The sequence below is a fragment of the Streptomyces sp. NPDC111802 genome (assembly GCF_055634335.1).
The window spans coordinates 1-23,515 of sequence record NZ_JBVKCZ010000070.1; the positions used below are offsets into that span (position 1 = coordinate 1).

12 protein-coding genes and 3 pseudogenes are annotated in these 23,515 nt (G+C 67.0%); 3 read left to right on the forward strand and 12 right to left on the reverse strand.

Going from position 1 to position 23,515, the window contains the following annotated elements:
• A pseudogene (locus ACZ7NC_RS41090) lies at positions 1–398 on the reverse strand (hypothetical protein); the annotation flags it as partial.
• 439 nt (positions 399–837) lie between these two features.
• On the opposite strand from ACZ7NC_RS41090, the gene ACZ7NC_RS41095 reads away from it, so the two are divergent.
• Positions 838–2,388 carry a protein kinase domain-containing protein gene (locus ACZ7NC_RS41095; protein WP_471496662.1) on the forward strand — a complete coding sequence of 517 codons (1,551 nt, stop codon included), beginning with the start codon at positions 838–840 and terminating at the stop codon, positions 2,386–2,388.
• Between the two features lie 230 nt (positions 2,389–2,618).
• Here ACZ7NC_RS41095 and ACZ7NC_RS41100 read toward each other — a convergent pair whose 3' ends face one another.
• The 9 genes and pseudogenes from ACZ7NC_RS41100 to ACZ7NC_RS41140 form a co-directional block, all read right to left on the reverse strand.
• A complete protein-coding gene (locus ACZ7NC_RS41100; protein WP_471496664.1) occupies positions 2,619–2,957 on the reverse strand; it encodes a hypothetical protein in 339 nt (112 codons plus the stop codon).
• 369 nt (positions 2,958–3,326) lie between these two features.
• Positions 3,327–3,623 (reverse strand): hypothetical protein, encoded by a 297-nt coding sequence (locus ACZ7NC_RS41105; protein ID WP_471496666.1) that lies wholly within the window; start codon positions 3,621–3,623, stop codon positions 3,327–3,329.
• A gap of 26 nt (positions 3,624–3,649) precedes the next feature.
• On the reverse strand, positions 3,650–4,210 hold the full coding sequence (tpg, locus tag ACZ7NC_RS41110; protein WP_471496668.1) for a telomere-protecting terminal protein Tpg: 561 nt from the start codon (positions 4,208–4,210) through the stop codon (positions 3,650–3,652).
• A gap of 4 nt (positions 4,211–4,214) precedes the next feature.
• Complete coding sequence (tap, locus tag ACZ7NC_RS41115; RefSeq protein ID WP_471496671.1) at positions 4,215–6,326, reverse strand: telomere-associated protein Tap; 2,112 nt, start codon at positions 6,324–6,326, stop codon at positions 4,215–4,217.
• A 382-nt stretch (positions 6,327–6,708) separates the two neighbouring features.
• The gene (locus tag ACZ7NC_RS41120) at positions 6,709–7,269 is read right to left on the reverse strand and encodes an ATP-binding protein (RefSeq protein ID WP_471496684.1); all 561 of its coding nucleotides are present in this window, start codon (positions 7,267–7,269) and stop codon (positions 6,709–6,711) included.
• Positions 7,270–7,349: 80 nt separating this feature from the next.
• Positions 7,350–7,592: pseudogene (locus ACZ7NC_RS41125) on the reverse strand (Mu transposase domain-containing protein); the annotation flags it as partial.
• Positions 7,593–7,608: 16 nt separating this feature from the next.
• Positions 7,609–8,223 (reverse strand): annotated as a pseudogene (locus ACZ7NC_RS41130) (DDE-type integrase/transposase/recombinase); the annotation flags it as partial.
• Positions 8,220–8,474 (reverse strand): hypothetical protein, encoded by a 255-nt coding sequence (locus ACZ7NC_RS41135; protein WP_471496674.1) that lies wholly within the window; start codon positions 8,472–8,474, stop codon positions 8,220–8,222. The pseudogene ACZ7NC_RS41130 and the gene ACZ7NC_RS41135, both read right to left, overlap by 4 nt.
• 1,686 nt (positions 8,475–10,160) lie before the next feature.
• On the reverse strand, positions 10,161–10,595 hold the full coding sequence (locus ACZ7NC_RS41140) for a hypothetical protein (RefSeq protein ID WP_471496676.1): 435 nt from the start codon (positions 10,593–10,595) through the stop codon (positions 10,161–10,163).
• A gap of 3,704 nt (positions 10,596–14,299) precedes the next feature.
• Here ACZ7NC_RS41140 and ACZ7NC_RS41145 point away from each other — a divergent pair.
• Complete coding sequence (locus ACZ7NC_RS41145) at positions 14,300–14,527, forward strand: hypothetical protein (RefSeq protein ID WP_471496678.1); 228 nt, start codon at positions 14,300–14,302, stop codon at positions 14,525–14,527.
• 374 nt (positions 14,528–14,901) lie between these two features.
• On the opposite strand, the gene ACZ7NC_RS41150 is transcribed toward ACZ7NC_RS41145, so the two are convergent.
• Positions 14,902–17,544 (reverse strand): ATP-binding protein, encoded by a 2,643-nt coding sequence (locus ACZ7NC_RS41150; protein ID WP_471496686.1) that lies wholly within the window; start codon positions 17,542–17,544, stop codon positions 14,902–14,904.
• A 1,870-nt stretch (positions 17,545–19,414) separates the two neighbouring features.
• Positions 19,415–20,728 (reverse strand): hypothetical protein, encoded by a 1,314-nt coding sequence (locus ACZ7NC_RS41155; RefSeq protein WP_471496680.1) that lies wholly within the window; start codon positions 20,726–20,728, stop codon positions 19,415–19,417.
• A gap of 1,186 nt (positions 20,729–21,914) precedes the next feature.
• Between ACZ7NC_RS41155 and ACZ7NC_RS41160 the strand changes: the two genes are divergently transcribed.
• Positions 21,915–23,507, forward strand: a complete 1,593-nt coding sequence (locus ACZ7NC_RS41160) for an alpha/beta hydrolase (protein WP_471496682.1) — start codon at positions 21,915–21,917, stop codon at positions 23,505–23,507.
• Positions 23,508–23,515 lie beyond the last annotated feature (8 nt).

The following is a 23,515-nucleotide window of genomic DNA, read 5'->3' on the forward strand; positions in this document are numbered from 1 at the left end:
ACAGCGACCTTCTCGCACTTCCCAATCGGCGGCCGAGTCGTCGTGGGGAGCCGGGCGGCCAAGCATCTCAAGCCACACAACGGCAGCCACTTATCAGCCACACCCAGCTCCCCCGGGCGCCACAACCCTACGAATGGCTGGGGCAGCCCCAGGAAGAAGGTAGAGCCATTTATCGCGGCCTGGGGCTGGCGCCGGCGCAGCCTGGCGGCGTACTCGGGCCCGAACTTCTCACACCACTGCCGGATCGTCTCGTGGGACACGATGATCTGGCGGGCCAGCAGCAGCTCCTCCACCTCGCGGTAACTGAGCGGGAACCGGAAGTACAGCCACACCGCATGGGAAATGACCTCCGCCGGGAACCGAAACCCTCTGTACGACACGGCCGTCTCGGTCCCCACAGCCAGCCCCCACCCGGGAAGATCAACAAACCCGGCGATCATCCCAGACCCGAGACACCCCACTCAAGTTGACGACGCCCTGACAACCAGTCAGGACAACATCACTGATGGTGATCAAGGGAGGGAAGGCCGGAACAGGCCAGGTCACTCCTGATGTGGGGCACACCAGACAGCGGCCCCGGCCAGGACCTGCGCCCGCTGCGCGACCCGAACGCCCCAAGCGATGACGGCGGCGAAGAGCGCCTTTGGGACTCATTGGTGGAGCGGTGGACTCTCCCGCCGTGGGAAGTTCACCATGATGGCGTGCAACATCAACTTCCGGACCGTGGACCGCACCGCCAACCGTGGCCTGCGATCGGCCATCGGCCCGGGAAGAGGGAACCGGCAGGCGGGTGACAGGGTCTTCCCGCAGGTCGGTTTGGTGGCTCATGGAGGAAGCGTGGAGCAGAGGATCTTGGCGCAGCGCTACGAGTTGGTGGAGCAGCTTGGGCGCGGCGGCATGGGGACGGTGTACCGGGCGGTCGACCGTCGGCTGCGCCGGGCTGTCGCCGTGAAGACGCTGTCCGCCGAACTGGCACGGCAGCCCCAGTTCGTTGCCCGGTTCCGACGAGAGGCGCACGCCGCCGCCGCGCTCAATCACCCCGGCATAGCCACCGTTCACGACGCGGGTGAGGACTCCGCAGGCGGTTCCGCTGAGCCGTACCTGGTGATGGAGTACGTGAAGGGCCGGGCTTTGAGCGAGGTCGTGGGCGATGGTCCCATGCCGGTGGCGCAGGCCGTGGACATCACCAGACAGGTGCTGGAGGCTCTCGAACACAGCCACCGGCAGGCCATCGTGCACCGGGACATCAAGCCGGCCAACGTCATGCTCACGCGCGGCGGTACGGTCAAGGTGCTCGACTTCGGCATCGCCAAGGCACTCAGCGAGGCGGCGACCCGCCTCACCGGCACCGGAGTCGCGGTCGGCACGCCCGCCTACCTGCCACCCGAGCAGATCGTCGGAGACGAGACCGACCACCGTACGGACCTGTACGCCGTAGGCTGTCTGCTGTACGAGCTCGTGACGGGGCGCCCCCCGTTCACTGGCGAGTCACCGTTCTCCGTGATGCACCAGCACCTGGCTGCGGAGCCTGTGTCGCCGTCCTGTCTGCGGCCGGAGCTGCCGACTGCGATGGACGCGGTCATTCTGCGCGCTTTGCATAAGGGCCGAGAAGACCGCTTCGCGGACGCGGCCGCGATGAGGGTCTCGCTCGCCGAGGCCGCACTGGTCACCGCTGCGTCCGTGTCCCCGACCCCCACCGAGGTCGATCCGGCAGCCAGGACAGTGACGCGCTCGGCCGTCGCTCCGCAGGCCTCTGCCGAAAAGGCCCCGTCAACCAGGTCCCAGAACCGGCGGCGAACGGGGGTCGTCTTCCAACCGTCGGCCGAGGGCCTGCTCGCGCTGCTCGGCTGTCTGCTGTCCGTGATGGTCTCCCGGACCTATGCCATCGAGACCAGCCACTTCCCCCAAGTGGCCTTGCTCGCCGGGGCCTTCGGATCAATGCTGCTGCTGTGGTCGGCACGGCTTTCCTGCGCCGTGGCATGGGGCCCAGTGGCCGAGGGGGTGGCCGTACAGTCGGGTCTCGCCCGCCAGTACATCGGCTGGGACACCCACTACGTCGTCCTGGCTCTCACCCTCGGTGCGGTCGCCGCCGTCTGTCTCGTCGCGGGGTACCGCGACACGCGCCTGGGCGGGTTCGCTCTCGTCGCCTTCTGGTTCACCAGCCTCACGTGCGTCTGGTTTTTTCTCGACGACCTCCGCAAGATCGGCGTGTTCTACGCGCTGCTCCTGGGCGTCACGATCGCCGTCGGCACGCACGTACTCAAGTCACGCACCCAACCGCCGCAGCGCACAGACCACGGCGAGACACGCAACGACGAGCGGAACGCAGAAGATTCGGCAGCCGACCCCCGCAGACAGCAGTCGGCCGCCGCACCCGCACCTCGATGAGGCCGTACGGGCTTCGCTGCGGCCACGGCCGTGGGGCGTCAGCGACCGCAGCGCGCAGTGGGAGACAGACTCCGGTCCCTGAGTCGCTGGCATGCTGAGGGCCGGACCGCGTCTTCGGCGCAGGCGGGCTCCACCAGAGCGTGCGGGAGTACGTCCTTCGAGCCGGTACCTCACAGATCACCGCGCCCACCCTGGGGGAATGGTCTGCGAGGTGTCGGGGCGGGGCCGCGTCAGTTCTTGTCCGGGATCGTGTCGTCGATGATGATCACGGGCTCCGGGTCGTCCGGGCTGGTCGCGGCCTTGATCCGGTCGATGGCCGGGGCGATGGCGTTGTACACGCGCTTGGACGACGCCGTGTTCTCCCTGTCGCCGACGAAGCCGGAAACGTGGGCGTTGTTGTCCAACTCCTTGAGGTAGGCCACGAGGTTGGTCCCAGTCATCGAGACCTCCACCAGGCCGCGGCCGGCGCGGGGCCCGGTGGAGATCTCCGACACCTTCGCCTTCACCTCGTTGACCCCGCCCTCGGGCTTCGTCTCCTCCCACAAGTCCTTCGAGCACACGAGGGTCACTCAGGCAAGGCCGGCGGCCTTGCTGAGCCGCTCGTCATGACCGGCCGGAGACTGCGTGCAGCCGCTCACGACCAGGGCGGCCGCGACCACGATGGCGCCGGCGCCAACCGGGCGTCGTAACAGGTGAGTTATTAGGTTCTTCACCCGGAGATCTCTGGACAGCGACCTGCACGGATATACGCGCCCGTGAGATTTCGGCCGAAAGTACTGCTGTCGGATGATTGCGGCGACACCCTGCCCGCCGTGCCGTTGTAGTCCACCCGTATCGCAGGGAGAAGCTGTGCCTGGTGGGCGTACGCCGGGGGCCTGCGCGGCATGGCGCAGGCCCCCGGGTGGTGCGGTGGATCAGGGGACAGGCCCCTCCTCCGATTAGGCGGCGACGCGAAGTTGGGTCGGCGAGTGGTCCTCCTCGCGGCCAGCTCGGGTCTGGAGGAGATGGTGCGCTCTGGCCCACGCGCCGACATCCCTGGCGTTGTTGTCGGCGAAAGCGCGAACCGCTGCGGCGAGCCACGGTGCGAGGTCGCCGGCGCTGGTCACGTAGCAGGCTTTCAGGAAGGCGATGGCCTGCTGGGAATCGACGGGTAGGCCGGTGCCCTCAATGATGCGGCGGGTGGTGGTGCTCGGAAGCTCGCCCTTGGGGTCACCAGGCCAAGAAATACCGTTCATTATGCACCTCCCCTAGAACCTCGACTTCAGAAATCCAGGTCAAGGTAATCAATGTCATTGAGAGTGACATCAGAGAGTCCCATCGCGCGTGCGCCACCGTCCTGGAAATACACGTCTTTAAACCCTTCGGCGATGATCCCGCGCATCTGCTGGTCGCTGGCTCCAGCGTCGCGGGCGTCGAACAGGCGCTGTGCGTACGCCGGGGGGAGGTGCACGGTGAGCCGCCGGAAGCGTCCGTCGTCGGTCGTGCCGATGGGCGCGGTGTACCCGAACCGGGCCCGGGTCTCCACCGTGATCCCGCCCGTGGTGGCGGCCTGCTTCTGCCGGCGCTTGCGCACCTGCGGCTGCCACCGCTGCCGTACCGCGTCGTCGATCTTTGCGGCGACGTCGGCACGGGCGTGCTTGCGGGCCCCCCTGCGGTACCTGTTGACGGAGTCGGCGGTGACACCGATCTCCTGGGCGACGGCCTTCGCGCTGCCCAACTGCCGGATCAGGTAGCCGATCTGGCCCTTGAGCGTCTTCGGCGGCTCCCGCGTGAATGACTCCCGGTCGGCCCGCTCGATCGCGTCGTCGATCTCTCCCGCCACAGCCCTACTCCCCCTCGTCCAGGACGGCGTCGCCGCCCTTGATGTGCCGGGCCGGGTTGAGGCCCTGCTCCATCAGGTCGACCGCCCACAGCATCGACTGCACGCCTTCCAGCTTCGCCAGGCCGGGCGTGGGCCCGAGGCGGAAGGCGCCGGGCTGCGGCTTGCCCGAGGCGGCGTACGGAAGGAAGTCCAGCGGCGAGTCACCGGGGCTCGGGTAGACGACGCAATCGGACAGCACGGCGAGTGGGAACAGGCCCGTCATCTTCGCCATGTTCAGCAGCTTGCGGTGCATGTTGACCCGGGCCTTGGAGATGACGGCCGCGCGGATGTCGGGGCGCCAGGTCGGCCGCATCATGGCCGGCCACGGCTCGCCCTCTTTGTAGCCCTTGCCTTGCGGGTTCTCGAACAGCTTCCCGATGCCGCCCTTGACGGTGGCCTTGATCGCGGACAGCACGGCGGTCATCGCCGGGTCGACGTCCTTGTGGCGCTCCATCGCCGCCAGGAACTCCGCGTCGGTGAGGTCCTTGGTGACGCCGAGGTCGGCGAGGGTGTCGACGTATGCGGTCTTGAGGCGGTCGTGCCACGGGTCCAGGTACGCGCCGGTCTCGCGGCGCAGGTACGCCTCGATCGGGGCGACGTTGTAGCCGAGTTCCTGGGCGTAGGCGACGGTGTGTGTCTGGTACCAGGCCGGACCCGTCGGACGTTCGCCGGTCGGCGTGAACGGGCTGGGCAGGCGCGGGTCCAGCTCCACGTGGGAGAGGTCGACCAGCCAGGAACCGGGGATCTTCGGGTTGAACGCCGGGGCGTGGAAGTGTTCGGGCGCGGACAGGCCGACCGTGAGCCTCGCGGCGGCCGCGAGGAAGGCGGTGTTCAGGTCGAGGCCGACCGCGTACGGCAGCGTGCACTCCTCATCGGTGAGCAGGTCCACCGACCGCACCCACTGGTACGCCTCCTCATGCAGGAAGCCACCCTTCCAGCCGATCCGGTGGTTCGCGGGGTGCTCGGGCTGGCCCTCCGGCGGCGCCGGGTCCATCGGCTCCGTGCCCAGGCTGCCGGGGTTGTGGCCGGAGACCCAGTTGCCGGTCGCCTCATCGCGCACCGGCCGCGTCGGCGCGCGCAGCGCGGTCATCAGCTCCAGGCCCGAGACGGCTGTCGACCCGCGTGGGGTGATGACCCGCTGGGCGTACACCCCGAGGACGCGGGCGACGTCGGCCGGCTCCATCCCGGCGACGCCGGGCCAGGCCCTCGAGTCGAGCGCGTCCCACGGCAGGATCGCCAGCTGCACGCACTGCCGCTCGCGGCCCTGCGCTTTGCGGAAAATCCGGGCCCACGGACCGAATCCGCGCTGGGTGAGCTGCCACTTCGCCTTCAGTACCTGCTTGACGACCGGGTGATCCTCGGGCAGGCGCAGGCCCCGGCGGTCCTCCAGGCGCTCCGGCAGCCCGAGTTTCACCGCGGCCGCGGCCGTGAGCACGATCAGCGGGTCGGCGTCCTTGCCGTACCGGTTGAGCTTCGGCGCACCGAGGCCCGACTCGCGCAGCGTCCACTCCACCAGCTCCACCACCGTGCTCGCCGGGCAGTCCAGCACCAGGCCGTCGACGCCGTACGCGGAGCCGTCACCGTCCAGCACCGCGAGCGGGCCGTGGGGAAAACGCGGGTCCAGCGCGGGCGCGGTGGCCTTCTTCGCAGCCGGGCGGCGCGACGACGCGGGGCGCGCGGCCGGCCGTTCGGGCGCGGCCGGGACGGCGGGGGCCTGTCCCAGTGCGACAGCCTCCGTCTCTGGCGCGGGGGTGGCCGGGCCGGTGAACGTGGCCGGCACTTCCGGCTGCGGCGTGACGGCAGGGGCGGGCGCGGTAGGGGCGCCGTGCGCGGGGTACTTCGCCGCCCACCCCTTCAGCAGCCGCTGATACGCCTCCAGGCGCGGCGACTTCGGCTCGGAGCGGCCGTTCTCATAGTTCTTCACCGTCTGCGTCGACGTCTTCAGCGCGACCGCGAGGCGGGCCTGGGTGATGCCGGCGGCCTCCCGCAGCCGGGCCCGTTCCGCCGGGGGTGGGAGCTGCGGCTCCTCCTCCAGCAGCGCGTCGACGGACGCGAACAGCTCTTCCTCGGATGCCATACGTCTACCTCCACCCCGAACACTAGCAGTCTTTACCCCGCGATTTAGCCTGTTTCTTTAACCCTGACGAAGTAGATTTTCGGCGGGGTTTGGACACGGGGCGTGCTGGCTCTGGGGACTCGCGTGATGAGGGGCTCATGTGCCGGGCAGACTGTGGATAAAGTCCACAGGCACCACCCGTCCGGCGGGCCAGCGAACGGCGGGACGGATGGCGGAGCAGCTCAGAACGGGGCGAAGCATGACAGTGATCGTGGAGAGCGCGAGTGAGTGGCTGGACACGATCACCGCTCAAGCACGCAGCGCCCAGGCGAAAGTTGTGAACGTCACGTAATTCCCCGGGCCCGGCGTCACGTAATTCCCCAGGTCCTGACCTCGTCCATGTCTACTTGATCGAGGGCTTGTTTGTCTTCTCGCTGCCTCCTCCTAGGGGCCGCTTGTTGGGCCGGTAGCTGGGGCCGTTCATGATCACCTGGTGGCTGGTGTTGATCAGCCGGTCCAGGAGTGACTCGGCGACGACGGGGTTGGGGAGAGCGGATACCAGTCGCTCGGCGCCCCGGTTGCTCGTGAGGATCAAGGACCGGCCTTGCCGCTCACTGACCAGCTCGTAGGGGTCGTCGGCCTGGGCGGCGGTGAGCGGGCGCATCGCGAAGTCGTCGAGGATGAGCACGTCGGGACGTACCAACTCGCGCAGTCGGCGGTCGCAGGTGCGGTCCGCGTGGCCGCCGGCGAGGTCCGCCAGGACCCGACTGGTTTTGGCGAAGCGGACGTTGGCGCCGAGACGAATCGCGAGGTGCCCGAGTGCCTGGGCGACGTGTGTCTTCCCGACGCCGACCGGCCCGAACAGAATGACGGACTCTCCGGTGTGCAGCCAGCGCAGGGCGGCGAGGTCGCGGATCTGGGCGGCGGGCAGCTTCTGGGAGGCGGCGAAGTCGAACTCCTCCAGGGTGACCTGCTGCCCTGTTCAAGTGCCGCATGGGTCTTGAACAGTTCGCCCTCGTGGAAGACCTGCACGAAGGCTTGGGTGGAGCGGACGTCGACGCGCTGTCCGATCAGTTTCCACGGCGCCGAGTAAAGGGTGCGGCCCACCTTGATGTGGATGTCCGGACCGACCGTTGCCGCACTCCAGCGGGCCAGCACGAACGGCGTCTTGGGCAGCGGCAGCAGCGTGGCGGCCTCGACGGCCTCGAACACCGACAGTGGAGATGCCCCCGCCCAGCGGCCGGCACTGCCGGCGACCGGCGACCTCGCTCGACCAGCGGATCGCATCGGCCTGCATGTGCTCGAGGGAGACGAACTCCCGTCCCCGCCACCACGAGTCCCTTATATAGGGCATGGGGCGCTCGACTCGGGGCTTGTCTTTTGGCCGGCCGGCGCGGGCTGGGTCCACCAACGCGCCGTAGTGCGTGGCGAGTTCGGCATACGCCTTGTTGATTTTGGGGTCGCAGAAGTCGGGCTTGTCGACCCCGGTGCGCAGGTTGTCGGGCACGAGTCGCCGGGCGACACCGCCGAAGAACCGGAAGGCTTCGACGTGGGCCTCGGTCCAGGCGTGCTGGTCGAGGTGAATGACGGGGCGGACGAACATGTGCCGTGAACAGGCCAGGATCATCACGAACGCCCAGATCCGGTGCCGTTTCCCGCTGCGGGGATTGGTCCACTGGCCGAGGAAGCCGTAGTCGATCTGGGCCTCCAGGCCCGCCTCGACTTCGTCGCGCAGGACGGTGACCTGCGACCTTCTCGTCTCCTCGGGCAGCATCGCCGATATCCACCGCCGCGGCGAGGACACCGACGCCGTCAGCCCGTGTTTGTCCCGCAGCCGTTGGTGGATCGTGGAGACGGTCACCGTCCCCAGCAGGCTCTTGATGTAATCGCCGTGCTTGTCGATCTCGGGCCAGGTCACCTGCCGCAGCCGGGCGTCGGCGAGCTCGGGGAACCAGACCTTGACCAGGCCGCCCCAGGCCGCCCCAGTCCGCCGCGGTCATCGCCGCGCCGCCCCGGACTCATCCCGGCGGCCTCCGCAGGGGCCAGGTACTTCCTGATCGTCTTGCGGTCCACTCCCAGCGAAGCGGCCAGGTCGCTCTTGGAACGGCCCGCATACCAGTGGACGTAGATCTCGGTCACATCGACCACGTTGAACGTTCTCCTTGCCATGGTGCGCTTCCCTCGACCTCGAACCACTGATCGAGGAAAGCGTCCGTGTTCTCGACGGCCAGGACTATGACCCCCGACACCCGTCGTCCCCATGGGCAATTACGTGACCGCGGGGGTGGGGAATTACGTGACGCGGAACCCGCCTCACCTGGGGAATTTGGTGATCGCTCACACAATTCTTCAGCGCATTGGGCGACCGATGCTGCGATTTGACACGGAGGCGGTCGCGCATGAACTGCACGACGGTGTGCCCGGCTTCCCGCAAACCAGGGTAGGCGTGCCGCAGCGGTCCCCATCGGGTGTAGAACACGCGGAGGCCACGACGACCGCAGTGGGCGAAGGCCAGGACGTAGAACGGCGCAGACCACGCCGCTGGGCTGACGTGCTCTCACACCATCAAGTCAATCCACGCCCCGCTGGTTATGTCTCCCCCTCGCCGCTGCACCTTTCGCGCATGGATCACTGTGCGCGTCTGCGCTTCGTGAGCATCACGTCCTGGAAGCGCCCGGTCTTGGCGGTCGGCGGATCTTGGCTTATTGCTGCGAGTCGCGGTGAAGATCCCGGATGACGCCGGCCAGTTGGGGGAGGCCAGACAGATCGATGGTACGCGCGTTGACCGCGTACCCGACCAGGCCGAGGAGGCGGTGAAGGATGTCGGCTTTTTGTTGTTGGTGGTGCCAGTCCGGGCCGTCCGGGTCGCCGTCGTCCGTGGGCTGCTGCGGGGCGCTGCGGAAGTCCTTCGGTCAGGCATTTGCGCAAGACCGTTGGCCACACGAGCGGGACCGGCTCGGGACGGTCCTGGGTTTCGGAGCCGCGGGCCGCCAGGATGACTCGTGCTTCCCGCGACCGGTCGACGCGCTCCTGGCGGTTCACCGATGGCGGCCAGTTGGGCTGCAATTGCGACCGATCCGCTGCGCACGTTGGCGGGCCCATTCTCCTTCCGCGCGTCGGCTGCGGCACCCGCGGGCCTGTTCGTCCCTCTCGCTTTGGGTGGGCGGCACTGTGCCGTCTGGTCGGGTGTGGGCCCGGCTGAGCCGAAGGTGTCGCCGCTCTGCCGTCTGGCGCCCTCTGAGTTCCCGCCATTGGGCGACCGTGCGCGCGCCGCCGCCAGGCACAATGCGGTCATCTCGCACGCTCTCGGCGGAACCACCGTGCTCCCGTCGTCCCTCGCGGACGACGGCCCCGCCGCGGCCCCGCAGTTTATGCCCCTCGACAACCCGCAAGGAGGGGCAGCCGGTCTATTCGTCAGCTTGCCGACCCCGCCGCCGGCCGCTAAAGCCTGACCCGTACCCAGCAGACCACCCGCCACCGCCCGCACACCCACACCACCGGACGACTGCCCCAACACCCGCCGACCGATGACGACCCCGACCACCACGCCCCGCATAAACACCCAACCCCAACCTTTCCTTCTACGAGAAACACCTAAATCAACCCAACACACCCCGCCCAAGGCTCAGGGCCGGGCAGGCATAGTCGCCGCAGCCGGGGCCGGAGCCTCAGCCGGTGCCTGCGGCACACCCTCATCCGCCGGCGCAGACGCAAGAACCGACACCGCAGACGCAGCCTCAGCCGACGCAACAGGCCCAGCCGACGCCGGACCAGCAGGCGCATGAGCAGGAGCAGGAGCCTCAGCCGGAACCGGAGCCGGTGCCGCCGGTGCCGGCTGCTGCTCCACCGGAGCAGTCACCCCAGGCACGGCCGGCGCAGCCGCGGACGGTTGGTGGTTCGTCTGCGACCGCCCGCTACCGCCACCACCACTGAACAGACCAGACCAATTCGTCTGACCACCCAGCAGCTGCCCACCCGAAGAAGCCGGCGTGCCCGAAGCACCAGCCCCAGACGAACCACCAACCGGACCCGCGGAAACCCCACCAGCAGCCGGCACAACCGCCGCAACCGGAGAAGAACCCCCAACCCCAACCCCAACCCCAACCCCAGCCGCAGGCGCAGGCGCAGGCGCAGCCGCATCATCCGGCGCCGGAGCCGCTGGGGCTGAAGCTTCAGCCCCAGCTGAGGCCGCAGCCGAACCACCAGACGCACCACCACCAGGCACAGCCGGGGAAACCCCACCACCGGGCGCAGCCGCAGGCGCAGCCGGAGAAGGACCACCAGCCCCATCCCCAGCCGGAGAAGCCGCCGGAGCCGGAGGCTGCTGAGCGTGCCGGCCCCCGGTATCACCTCCAGCCGGAGCACCCATACCCGCGCCAGGCTTCTTCCACAGGCCCGCCCAGTCGGTCTTACCCGACCAGCCCCCAGCCAACACGCCCTGCTGCGCCGAAGGACCGGTCGGCTGACCTTCCGCAGCAACCCCGGCACCAAACCCACCGGCGACAGAAACATCCGCCCCAGCCTCATCCGGGGTCTTACCTAGCCCCAGCCCATGACCGACCTCATGCCCAGCCGGAGCGTTTCCCAGCCCGAGCCCATGACCCGCCTCACGCCCAGTCGTCGCCGACGGATCAGCCGGAGCGGCAAGGGCGCTGCCCAGCCCCGTACCCCCAACCACACCGGCGCCAGGAGCAGCACCACTCACGGCGGAACTACCCACACCAAGCGCCGGATCAACACCAGCCTCCACATCCCGGCCAAGCAACGCCCCCACACCAGAGTTCGCGTCCCGGCGAGTGGACCCGTCAGCACCACCAGGAGCGGCGTCACCAACCGACGAACCACCCGCGGTGGTAGCCGGCGCCACCGTGCCACCAGTGCCCGCAGCACCACCTATAGCGGTACCACCAGCAGCCCCCACAGAGCCCGAACCACCAGCGGACGACCCCACAGCAGCAGTACCCGCAGCGGCCGAAGCGCTGCCCGTGCCGGCGCCGCCACCCGTCGTGCCCGTACCACCGCCAGATGCCCCCACCGCATGACCCGTATCAGCCTTGCTGGTACTGCTGGAGGTACCAGCAGTACCGCCGGTCGTCCCCTGACCCTGGGTCGCGCTGCTGCCGCCGGTCGCCGAAGCCCCGCCACCAGAGCCAGCGCCTGCAGTGATGCCTCCGACACCGGTGCCCGTGCCCGCCGTCGCGCCGGCCTCACCAGTACTACCGCCCGCGGTGCCGGTGTTGGTGCTCTGAGAGGATCCCCCGGTCAGTGACTGAGCCAGCCCATCGAGGTGCATCTCCCTGCCGATGTGCTGGATCTTCTCCCTCTGCTCGGCAGTGAACAATCCGTTGTCCCTGCGGTCCCCCAGCTCCGTCAGCTTCGTCACACCCGCCGCCTGCAGCGCCTTCCGCACGCCATCGACCCGGTGCAGGGTTTCCTCGGGATAAGACCTGTCGACCGCCCCGTCGACAGCCTCCTGGAGGGCATCACGCTGCAGCGCAGGCAACGGCCCCTTCGAGGACAAGGCGAGATGAACGAGTTCGCGACGCGCCTGCCCCGTGGCCGCCTTAATCCTCTCCGGCATATCCGCAGGAAGCAATCCCAACTGCTCGCGTTCGTTGTACTCCTCCTGCGTTCTCACACCCGCCGACTGAAGCACATTCCCCCGAAAGTCATGCTCAATACGCTCCTCTGGGGAAAGCTTCTCGTAAGCCTCCCTCTCGGCCGGCGACATATTCCGCTGCGCGGTCTCCGAAGCCTGAGTCTCCCCCGCGAGCTTGTTCTGCGTACCCTTACCGATCTCCTCGACCTTCGCCAACTGCTCCGGAGTCAGCAGCCCCTTAGCCTTACGCTCCAGATACTCCTGCGCAGTCTGAATACCCAACTCCCGAAGCACCCTGCTCGCCCCCTCACCGACAATCCGGTCCACGGCAGCACCACCCAGAGATCGCCGCTCAGCATCCAAGCCACCACCCGACCGGCCCAGAGCCCTCTCCACCGGATCAAAACCTGACCCACCAGTCCCCGGCAACACCGAACTATCCGACGACGGCGACACCAGCTTCTCCGCAGGACGCTCCGGCCTCTCCACCATATTCTGCGGTGACGACGGTATACGATATGGATGCCCATTGAACCAAACGAATTTTTGGCCGTTAATGGTTTCAACGCGATTCGCGGGCACGGCAGCGCTCGGAGGCGTTGTCTGCTTCCAGCTCCCCTGGTGTGCGGTCCACTCTTCCTTGGTGTTAATGTTGGTAAGTACCGTTCCGCGCTGTGAATGCTCCATGGACCATATACCACCTTTATCGTCCATGTAATGTCTAGGTTCACCGTTATTCTGCGTTTCACCATCCGGCAGCGATCCCACGATTTGCGGTCCCCTCTCCTTAAACGAATCCGGGGTACGCGTCTCCGACTGGTGCCGGCGCTGCCAGTCCTCAATCGAGGAGGCCTTGCCGGTTGCCAGGTCGAAGACGGTCTTCCCGTCCTCGGTGAGGACCCCCTGATAACCCTGTATAGCGTCTTGCATTTCCGGGTCGACCGGCGCGTGCTGGCGTCGCCAGTCCTTAACCGGGTAGGTCTTTCCGGTTTTCGGGTCGAAGACTGTCTGCCCGCCGACGCTAAGGTAACCGCTGCTGTACCCCTGGCTGGCACTCAGTTTATGCCCAAAGATTGTGACATGGCCATGCCACTCATTCAGGCCCTGCCCCTCGGCCCCGGCGTGCACCCCAGGAGCCTCGAGATGGGCACTCCAATTACCGCGGTTGTCGACGCTGCCCCCTGCATCCATCAGCCGGATTTTCCTGGGGGTACTGGTACCGTTCGGATCTGTCACCGTCACCGTTGGCTCGAACCCGGCATGCCACTCGGCGTGCCAGCCAGTTTTCGGGTCGTAAGACACACTCCCTCCGGCACCCAGGCCGCTGATCTGGTAGCTATTACCCCCCTCAAAGGGAGTGAAAGTGAAGGTCGGCCGGGCTTCGGCATCTGCCTTAAAACGCAGCCCGTCCTTGTCCACCTCGACGCTCGTGCCGGCGTGCAATCCGCTGATGCTGCCGCTGACCCCCCTGGGGCCTTCCAGCGTTAACTTCGGGTCCGCGTTGTAATGGCCCTCAAATTTCAACCCGCCATCCGGCGACCATCCCAGTTTGACCCCAGTTTCCAAGCCTTCAATCGTGCCGGAAACCCCACGGTAACCCAGTGTGAGAGTCGGCTTGGTCCCCTCTTCAGCCTCAAGCTGAAGACCTTTATCCGCCGTCCACTCAAAGTTAAGACCGGCGTACCCTCCCTTAGCCCCGATAGTCATTCCATTCGGAAGAGGAATCGTTGCCCCCGGAGCGATCCTAAGATGCCCCTTATAACTGCCTCCCTCCCTGGTGACCTCACCGTCCAGCCCCTCAACTTCGACGTCCTGCCCCCCAACTTTAAGCTTCAGCTTTGGCGCAACCTTTAAATGGCCATCACCTGTGAATACGTTACCCCTCGCCTCCGGCAAGACCTGAAGCTCCATATTGCTTCCCTTAGGGCCATTCAGCTTCAAGTTCGGCTTGAAACTCACGTTGCCGCTTGGGTCAACACTAAGGGGTCCGGATTCTTGCGTGGCCGAGTTCGCTGGAGCCGCGAAGGCGGAGGCCCCGCTGACCGCACCAATTCCTCCGATGGCGCCTAAGGACAGAGTCACAACGGCGTAGCGATTCGCCGCTATGACCGAGTTGCTGCGAATCTTCTTATGACGTGCCATGACCTCATCCTCCTGGCAGAGCGAAATAGACTGGACGGTTATCCCAGCCTCGGGCTTCTATGTTCTCCGGCTGTCCGGACATCAGAATTTCTCCAGCAGCCCTCAGTCGAGATATTGGCGCAGAGAGCCTGTTTGCTGACGTGTTCCGTCCTGCGGCCTTGCAGGTGAACGCTCTGCGCCAGCCACCAGGGGGCTTCCCTCCCGGCTGTAATCATCCTGACAGGCGTGGCAGGAGGCGTGGGTCCGTAATTCCATGACTGACACGTTTGGTGGGGAGCGCGTGACGATTGGCCGTCAGCGGCGGGTGCTGTTCAGCGCGTCAGAAACGGCGATCTGCATCCGAAAGGGGAGCCAACTTGTCGCATGCCTGATCCAGATGAGTGAAGATATCCGGGGAGCCTCAAGGCTGGCGCCAATCTGGCGGCGCGAGAACGGCCAGCGCATACGCCTGGTAGGTAAGACGACATTGACGGCGTTATGAGCGCTTGCGGCGTGCCCGTCCAGTGCGGCGTAAGTTCAACAGGATGCACCGGCAACGCTTCTTAACCGACGACGGGAAGCTCAGTTTTGACCACGCCGATCTCGTCTACCAGCACGCCGAGTCCGCTGCGTTCGCGCTCGTCGGACGCTGCAGGTGTTTGGCCAACTACGCCGCGGCGTTCGAGGCAGGGGCGAGTGTGGCGGGCGAGTCAATCACCGCTCGACAAGATGCGCACTCGAGTAACGTCGGTGGGGGCCTCACGGTCAAAGGCTTCGACCTAGATCATCAAGGGTCTGACCTGTCGCTACCGACTTTCGGGCGGATCCCACGCAGCAGCGCCGGTCAACTCGTCTCGCTGGGGGCTCACGGACACATCAGACCTGGGCAGTGCTCTGTCTTGATATCCAGGCAGCCACCTCGGCTCGGGAGCCGAAGCCCAGCTTGCTGCGGATCCGGTTCAAGTAGGTGGCTGCTGAGCGGTGCGATATATGCAGCCGGGCGCCGATCTGGCGGTCCGTCAGTCCCTGGGTGACGAGCTCGGCCACCTCTCTCTCGCGCGCGGTCAACGGCCCAACAGGGCCGGACGGGCCGAGCTGCGCAGGTTTGTCTTCGGCTTCGTCGAGTGCATACACCACCAGTCCGGACCACGTAAGTGTGCGTGCTGACTTCGCGGCGGCCGAGCGCGCGGCGCGGGTAAGCGCGGCGGCGGCAGCAGCCTGGAGCGGGGCAATCTGCCGCTGCCAGCCGGGCTCGATCGCAGTCTCCAGCCGGGTATGGGTCCGGGCAGCAGCCGTGAACAGCCGTACCGCCCGCCGGTACTCACCCCGAGCCGCAGCGACCGCGGCCAGCCCCTCGATTGTGCTGAGCGCGTAGTAGCCCTCGACAGGCAACGTGCGAAGGGACTCGGCAAGCAGCTTCTGGGCCGCCGGCCAGTCTCCAAGCGCGATTCGGACCACGGCCGCGGTGTGCAGAGCAGGGGCCAGCACAGAGGAGTGCGCCTGCTCGCGCAGTACGGGCAGGCAGTCGGTCATGAGGGTGTCCGCCTCAGCCGGGCGGTGGTCCTGGAGGAGCGCCCACGCCAGCGCGTGGTGGGTATTGGCTGTCTGGACGGGACTGTCCAGTGCGGCGAGTGTGTCGGCACAGGCGCAGTAGTCCTCTATGGCATTAGGGAACAACGCAAGTCGCAGCCGGGCTCCGGCACGCGCGCTGAGGGCGCCTGCGAGCAGCGTCGGATGATCGAGGGAGCGGGCCAGTGCTACGGCTCGCTCGCCGAGCCGAAGAGCAGTCTCTGCGTCGCCCTGCCAGTCGCTGACCCGAGCGGTGAGGGTCAGCCGAGCGGCCTGGAGGCGGCGGTCTGGCCACTCCGGACCCGCCTCCAGCAGGGCGCGGGCTTCGGTCAGCTGATCCTGGTGATACCTGATCCGGGCCAGCGCCAGGACTAGCACGTGCGGTGGCCCGTCGGAGGCGCCGACGGGACCCGGCGCGGCAGTGACTGCGGCGAGGTTTTCCTGTTCGGCCAGGGCAGGGCCCGGCGTGTAATGGGTATAGATACCGTCCGGCGACCGCTCGACGAGCCCGGCGAGCCACGTCATGGCCCGCCGCCGCATCTGCTGGACTTCCCCAGAATGCTGAAGCTGCTCGAGCGCATAGGCCCGGATCGTCTCCAGCTGCCTGAACCGAACCGGGCCGGCCTGTCGGCGGCTGTGGCCCCCGGCCTCGGAATCGGCTTCGTCCGGGCGGGCATTGTGGGCAGCGCGTTGGAATGAGTGCGGGGTGCGGACGAGGAGCGATTTGGCTTCCAGATCCAGCAGGAGCGGCAGGATGCGGCGGGCCGGGAGAACACCGTCCGCGCCGTCCGCGGCAATGGCAGCAGCCGCATCCGCGTCGAAGCCGCCACGCAAGACGGACAGGCGGCGAAAGAGGACCCGCTCCGGTGGTGTGAGCAGGCGGTGGCTCCAGTCGATAGCGGCCGCCAGGTCCAGGTGACGGGCCGGTCCGGTACGGCTGCCGTTGGTAAGCAGGGCCAGCTGGTCATCCAGCCCGGCCAGGATCTCGCCGACCGGCAGACCTGCTGTGCGGCGGGCGGCCAGCTCGATCGCCAGCGGCATACCGTCCAGACGTCGGCAGATCTCCCCCACCGTGGCCGCGTCGTCTCCGGTCATCCGAAAGTCCGGTGTGCTCGCCGTGGCACGGTCCACGAACAGCCGGACAGCGTCCGACGCGTCCAGCGCACCCGGCGCCTCGGGGCTAATTGGCCCGTCCACGGACGGGCCGGATTCCAGCGGGCCGATCCGCAGGACCACCTCGCCGGGGACCCGCAGCGCCTCCCGGGATGTGGCCAGCACCCGCAGCCCCGAACAGCGTTCCAGCAGGGTGGCGACCAGGCGCGCGCAACCCTCGACCACATGCTCACAGTTATCCAGGACCAGCAGGACACGGTGCCCGCGCAGCGCATGCGCCAACGCCTCCGGGCCGGTACGGCCGCCCTGCTCACCCACACCCAGCGCAGCCGCAACGGCCTGCGCCGGATCGGCGCCGTCCGCCAGGGCCGCCAGCTCCACCAGCACCGGCATCCCGCCCGTCTCACGCCGGCGACGGGCATACTCCAGCGCCAGCCGGGTCTTACCCACACCCCCTGGACCGGTAAGGGTCAGCAACCGGGTTCCCCGCCGACGCAACAACGCCCCCACATCGGTGAGCTCACGCTCCCGGCCTACGAGCGAATCCAATGACTTGGGCAGCTCCGGCACACGCAACGGCCCAAGCCACGAAGCCCCACCGCCCTCACCCTCACAGCCAGATGCCCCACCGCCGGGGTCCTTGCCCTCAAGACCGGACGCAGCCGACTGGGATGTGGCGCGCGCCGCCTTGCGGCGGCGGAAAGCACGCTGCCGGCAAGCACCCGAGCAGTACCGGGCAGCCCGCCCACCCGACCTACCGCGCTTGCCGCCCACCGACGGACCCGACAGCACCTCCAGCGGCCGGCCACACACCTCACACCTGGACGCCCCACCCATCTCCCACACCCTCCCCCAGTCGATCCCTTCCACCTGCTGAAACAGCCAGGCACCCTTCACCGAGGGCCGTCCACGGCACCTCCGAGGAGTTAGACACCACGTCAACAGTGCCCGTTACGGGCAAGCCACCAATTCAGGCCGCACCTGCGCTCCACCTGCGCCAACCCCAGCAGTACACCCCGCACCAGCCCGTACACGGGGTTGTCGTGACCGGACCGTCCTGACCAGGGATCGGGCGATGAACCTGCGGCAGAACACGCACCACCAAGCCAGCTATGAGCTGGGCCGACCGGGCTGGCTGAGAGCACGCGCCCTGGGAGCAGGTATCGCCTTCCGTGGGGTCCTGTCCGAGCCTTTCGTGGGAACCGCCGCGGCACGGGACCTGGGTATCGAGGTCAGCCGCTCCCAGGTGCGCCGGATCCTGTTGGCCGAGGGCGCGCGCTGGCGACGCACGCGGTCGTGGACGCGCTCGAGAGATGCGGACTTCGAGGGAAAAGGACGCGGATCGTCGAGATCTACACCAGCCCGCCCGTCGGCGCGACGGTCGTCTGCGCCGACGAGCTCGGCCCGGTGATCCCGCGGACCGGAGAAAACCTGGGTCTACGGCGCCTTGCGCGTACGCGACGGCCACGAGGTCACGATGACCGCCACCTCCCGCAACAGCGCCTTCCTACCAGCAGTTCCTTCAGCTGATCGAGGACGGCAAGCCCGTCTGGGGCATCTATGTGATCACCGACAATCCGTCCTCGCACACCGGCGTCTCCACCCGCACCCGACTCGAGGACCATCCCCGCATCAGGCGCGTGTTCATCCCGGTCGGCGCGTGCTGGCTTGGGGCTGGGGCTGGTGGCTGGTCGGGTAAGACCGACTGGGCGGGGCTGTCGAAAAAGCCTGTCGCGGCTACGGGTGTAGCGGCCGGGTGTGATGGCGGGGGTCGGCATGCTCAGCAGTTGCCGGCTGCGGCGGCTCATGGTGCGCCGGATGCTGCGGCTTCCCCGGCTGCGGATGGGGCTGGCGGTTCTTCTCCGGCTGCGGCGGCTGCGCCTGGTGCTGGTGGGGTTTCCCCAGGGTCGGATGGTGGTTCGTCTGCGGCTGGTGCTTCGGGCACGCGGAGCTGGCCTGGTTGTCTGCGCAGGATCGTGTGGCGGTGGCGAAGCTGTCTTCGCTGGGCCGGGAACTTGTGAAGCTGTTCTAGGTGTTGATGCCGTTCCTGCCGAAGCCTGCGTCGGCGGCCGCGCCTGCGGCGTCGTCTGCGGCGCCGAATCCGGGCGACTGCGTCTGCGGCGTCGGCCCCGTCGTCGTCTTCGCCGACGGCGTCGTCTTCGGGCAGTCTTCGTCGTCTGCGGCGACGCCGGCGTCCTCGGGGAGGCGTCGTCTCCGTCGTTGTCCGGGGCACAGTCGCAGTCTTGTCGGCGTCTACTGCTCCCTCTCAGTCGCAGTCTGCGTCGTCGTCTTCGGTGCAGCCGTCCTCGGCGGCGCCGTCTTCGGGGCAGTCGCATGCTCCGTCGTCGTCTGGGCCGCGGTCGCATCTGCGGCGGCTTCGTTGTCATCTCAGCCGCAGTTGCAGGGATTCGGCGCGGTCTCAGTCTCATGCGTCGACGCCGGGGCAGGGATCGGCGCAGTCTGCGTCGGCGGCGTCGCCGTGGTCTGCGGGCAAGTCCCAGTCGCCGTCTAAGGCTCTGTCTGCCGCGCAGCTGGCCCTAGGCAGGCCGCCCGGCTGAAATTCTCCCAGCTTTCTCTGGGAACGACCCAGCGCCTGGGAATGAGGGGAATGGGCTGTCCTGGGGCTTGGGCCGGAGGGGCCTGCCAGGATGCGGGCCACCTTTCCCCTCTCGCATCTCCCACAATTCACCCGACAGCATTTGCGGCGTCAGGCCCAGTGATAGAGGACGCTGGTTCCGCCGTGCAGGCGCAGGTTGAGCCGGTAAGTGTTTCCTCGTAGCCGGGTGAGCGTTGTGGGGGTGCTGCGGCCGGTGTGGGGGTCGATCATGCGCAGCCTGTGGGGGTGGTCGCGGTGGCTGAGGTCGAAGGTGATGTGGATGGTCTGGGCGGTGTCCGCGCCTGATCCGCCGGTACTGTTGGCGTCGCCGGGGTCGGAGTTGGGCGCTGCCAGGCAGTTGGTGATCATGAAGTAGCGGTTGCCGGGGAGGGAGCGCAGCTGGTCCGGCGGGAGTCCTTGCAGGGGCCGGAAGTAGCCGATGAGGATGTCGCCGGGCAGGCCGTCGTTGGTCTTCCCGCGGTTGGTTGCGGTGATGGCCGTGATCGTAGGATCACCGCCGGCGCCCTGTGACCACGAGGGAATGGCTGACGGGGGGTTGGGGGCGGTGCTACCGCCGATGCGGTGCCGGCCGTATATCAGCCGGGTGTCGATGCTGCGCAGGCGTATCAAGTGCGGACTGTAGGCCGCCATGGTGCTGTTGATGTCCCGGTACCGGGCGTACTGCACCGTGTGGTGGCCGGAGCGGTAGTGCAGTAGGGCCAGCTTGGAGCGCTTCCTCCAGCGGAACATGTTCAGCCAAGTACCGCCCATTGTCCAGGTGGCATTTGGCACAAGCCACTGCTGGGACTGGGAGATCACATAGGAGCCGCCCTCTTGGGGCTGGTCTCCGGAGCGATAGCCGAGCGTGTACTGACCGAACTGGATGGGATGACGCCCCGAGCCGTCCACGCCCTCCAGCGCCAGCTTCCGGTACTGGTACAACCCATCATACAAAGGCGTGACACTCCCACCGGGATAGCCGGTCTGCATCGCGAAATAGTAGGCGTCAAAGGTGAGCAAGTCGGGCTTCGCGACCCGCATATAGGTGCGTAGCTGGTCCTCACTCCACTGCGCGCGCGCCTGATTGCTGTGTGCCAGCGCCCACGGGACCCGGCGCCGCAGCAGGGCGTAATACTGGGCCAGCCAGCCGACCAGCGCATCCGAATAGGGCTCTTCATCCCCGAAGCAGACGCTATAGAGCCGCTTCAGGTCGGCACCAGCCGGCAGCTGCAGCCGACCCCCCGGCGGCGGACCCGTCAGCTGCCCTCCGCCGGGCGCAAGTGCCAGCGCCCACTTGTGATCCCGTAAGCCGCGCTGCAACTCCGCGTTATACATCGGTGGTTCAAAGTAGGTCGGCGTCGTGAAACCAGCCCCCGCGAACTCCCCGGCACTCGGCCCCCGGCGGCTCCCCGGCTCGCTCGTCACCCATGCACCATGAGTCAACCCTGTGTGCAACAGCACGTGCCGGGACCGCGACAGCGACTCCCGGCTCCTGCCGGCCGGACTGCCCGCCGACGCCCGAGTGACCAGGGCGCCAAGCGACGCACCCCCCAGACCGACACCGGCAGCCCCCGCCAGCAGACGCCGACGGCTGAAGGAAGCCCGGTGAGAAGGATGACTCATGCAAAACTCCCAAGAGACGACTACGCGACGAATACGGCAGGCCGTTTTAGGCTCACCGGGAGCGCCCGGCCAGCCCGACATTAAGGGGTCACGCGCTAGGAGGCGCCACAGGCTGGCCGGGCGCAGGCGCTCCGACACACTTCGCCAGTACCGGGAAGGGCCTCACCCGCCACGCACCCACCTCTGACCTCCGATCAGCATTTCCTGCTCCGCACCCTAACCGGCCCACCCACCCAGTCATTGTCACCACAATGACAAAGACGTCACGGAAATATCCGCACACCCTTCCTCGATACCTATCAAGCGAAAGCCAGCGAATACGGTGCCTTGGGATCAGTCGCGAGCCCAAGAGGTGCGGTGGCCTGCGGGGGAAAGGGCACGCCGCGACCACACCTACGAGGTGGATTGATCAGAAGTCTGACCCAATTTTTGCCCAGCTTGGTCGAGGCTGACTGGTTCTAGTCGGTTACACCTCTTGGCTCACCAGTCGAGATGGTTCACCGTGGTTTTGTCGCCGTACACCACCACGGGACTGCTGCAACACCTTCGACGCCAAAGCGCCACGTGCTGGTCAACCGACTTCGCCGCAGGACAGCAGCTTCCCCCGGTCGCGGACGCGCTTTCCTCTGACGTTCCAACAATGATCTGCGTCACACATGTCCTTCGGGTGTGCGTTGGGCCAGTAATAATCCCGTGTGTGTGCGAATACCGAACCGTGTTCTTGTCATGCAACTCACAATAATCTCACATCGTGGTTGCCGAAATGCATGGCGCACAGAATTACGTGAGGAGATTAATCAGAAGCTTGATCGTTTTGATTTTCGTTGACCCTCGTGATCCGATGGTGGGGCCTCCGAACTCCATGGCCGTCCATCCTGCGCCACTAAAGCGCACTGAGCCGTGATGGCGGCTGTTTCGTGACCCCTGGAGCTGTAACCGGCTCCTTGCGGAGCCCAGCTTTTCACCCCTCAAGAGTCGGAAATATCTCATGCCTCGCCCTGCCACGCTTGCACGAGTCGGCGCTTTCAGTGCGGCTGCATTAATAGTCGCCGCCACAGTTGTCGGACACGCCTCCGGTACCACTCCCTGGGGGGTGTCGGGTTCCGATCCGACGTTGAGCGGGCCTGCGCCCAGTGCGTTGCCGGCGTCGCTGATCGAGCAGACGCTCAGCTGGCAGCCATGCTCAGCACCGGCTACTGCGCAGAGCCGTCGTAAAGCTCCGGGAAGGCAGTGGCAGTGCGCCACCCTCACGGTCCCGCTCGATTACGCCCAGCCGGACGGCGACACGATCGACCTGGCACTGATCCGCGCCAAGGCCAAGGACCGGAGCCATAGGATCGGCTCCCTCATCTTCAACTTCGGCGGTCCCGGCGCCTCCGGCATCACCACGCTTCCCAGACTTGCCGACAGTTACGACACCCTACGTTCGAGCTACGACCTGGTCAGCTTCGACCCCCGCGGCGTGGGCAAAAGCTCAGGCATCACGTGCCAGAGCGACACAGAGACTGATGCCTCACAGACAGTCGACCGCACACCGGACGACGCCTCAGAAATCAATGCCCTGAACACCGCAGGCAAGGACTACCTCGAGGACTGCCGACGCAATTCCGGCACGGTGCTCAATCACGTTGACACGGTGAGCGCCGCACGTGACATGGACCTTCTCAGGGAAGTCCTGGGCGATACAAAGCTGAACTACTTCGGCATCTCATACGGCACCAGGCTCGGCAGTGTGTATGCCCGCCTCTTCCCGAAGAACGTCGGCCACGCTGTGCTGGACGCTCCCGTCGACCCCACCAACGACACCGCCTCCCAGGCCTTCGGGCAGGCCCAGGGCTTCCAGCTCGCCCTGGACCACTTTCTGCAGACCTGCGCCACTCACGGCGGTTCCTCCTGCCCGACCGGCAAGAACCCCGTAAAGGCACGTCAGAAAATCGCCGCACTGCTGAAGAGGCTCGACCGGCAGCCCCTGCCCACCGACAGCGGCCGCAAGCTCACCCAGCACCTCGCCACCCTCGGCATTGCGGCATCGCTCTACGACGAAACGTCCTGGGGCGACCTCGCCGTGGGACTGCAAGAAGCCATGACGAGCGGCCAAGGCACCACGCTCCTCGCGCTCGCTGACGACTACAACGGGCGCGACAAACAAGGCCACTACAACACCAAGGACGCAGCGAACACGGCCATCAACTGCGCAGACACCCCTCGCCGCTACACCGCCGATGACGTGCGAGCACTGCTGCCCGCCTTCCGTAAGGCATCACCGGTCTTCGGCGAATATCTGGCCTGGACCGTGACCACCTGCACCGGCTGGCCAGTCAACAGCCAGAGCAACACAACCGACGTCCACGCCAACGGCTCAGTCCCCATCGTTGTCATCGGCAACACCGGCGACCCCGCCACCCCCTACGAAAACGCAGCCAAGATGGCCAAAGCCCTCGGCGACAAAGTAGGCACCCTGATCACGCTCAACGGCGAAGGCCACGGCGGCTACAACACCCACAACCCCTGCCTGAAAAACGCCGTCGACACCTACCTACTCAACGACAAAACCCCCACCCCCGGACTCAACTGCTCATAAACAGCCCC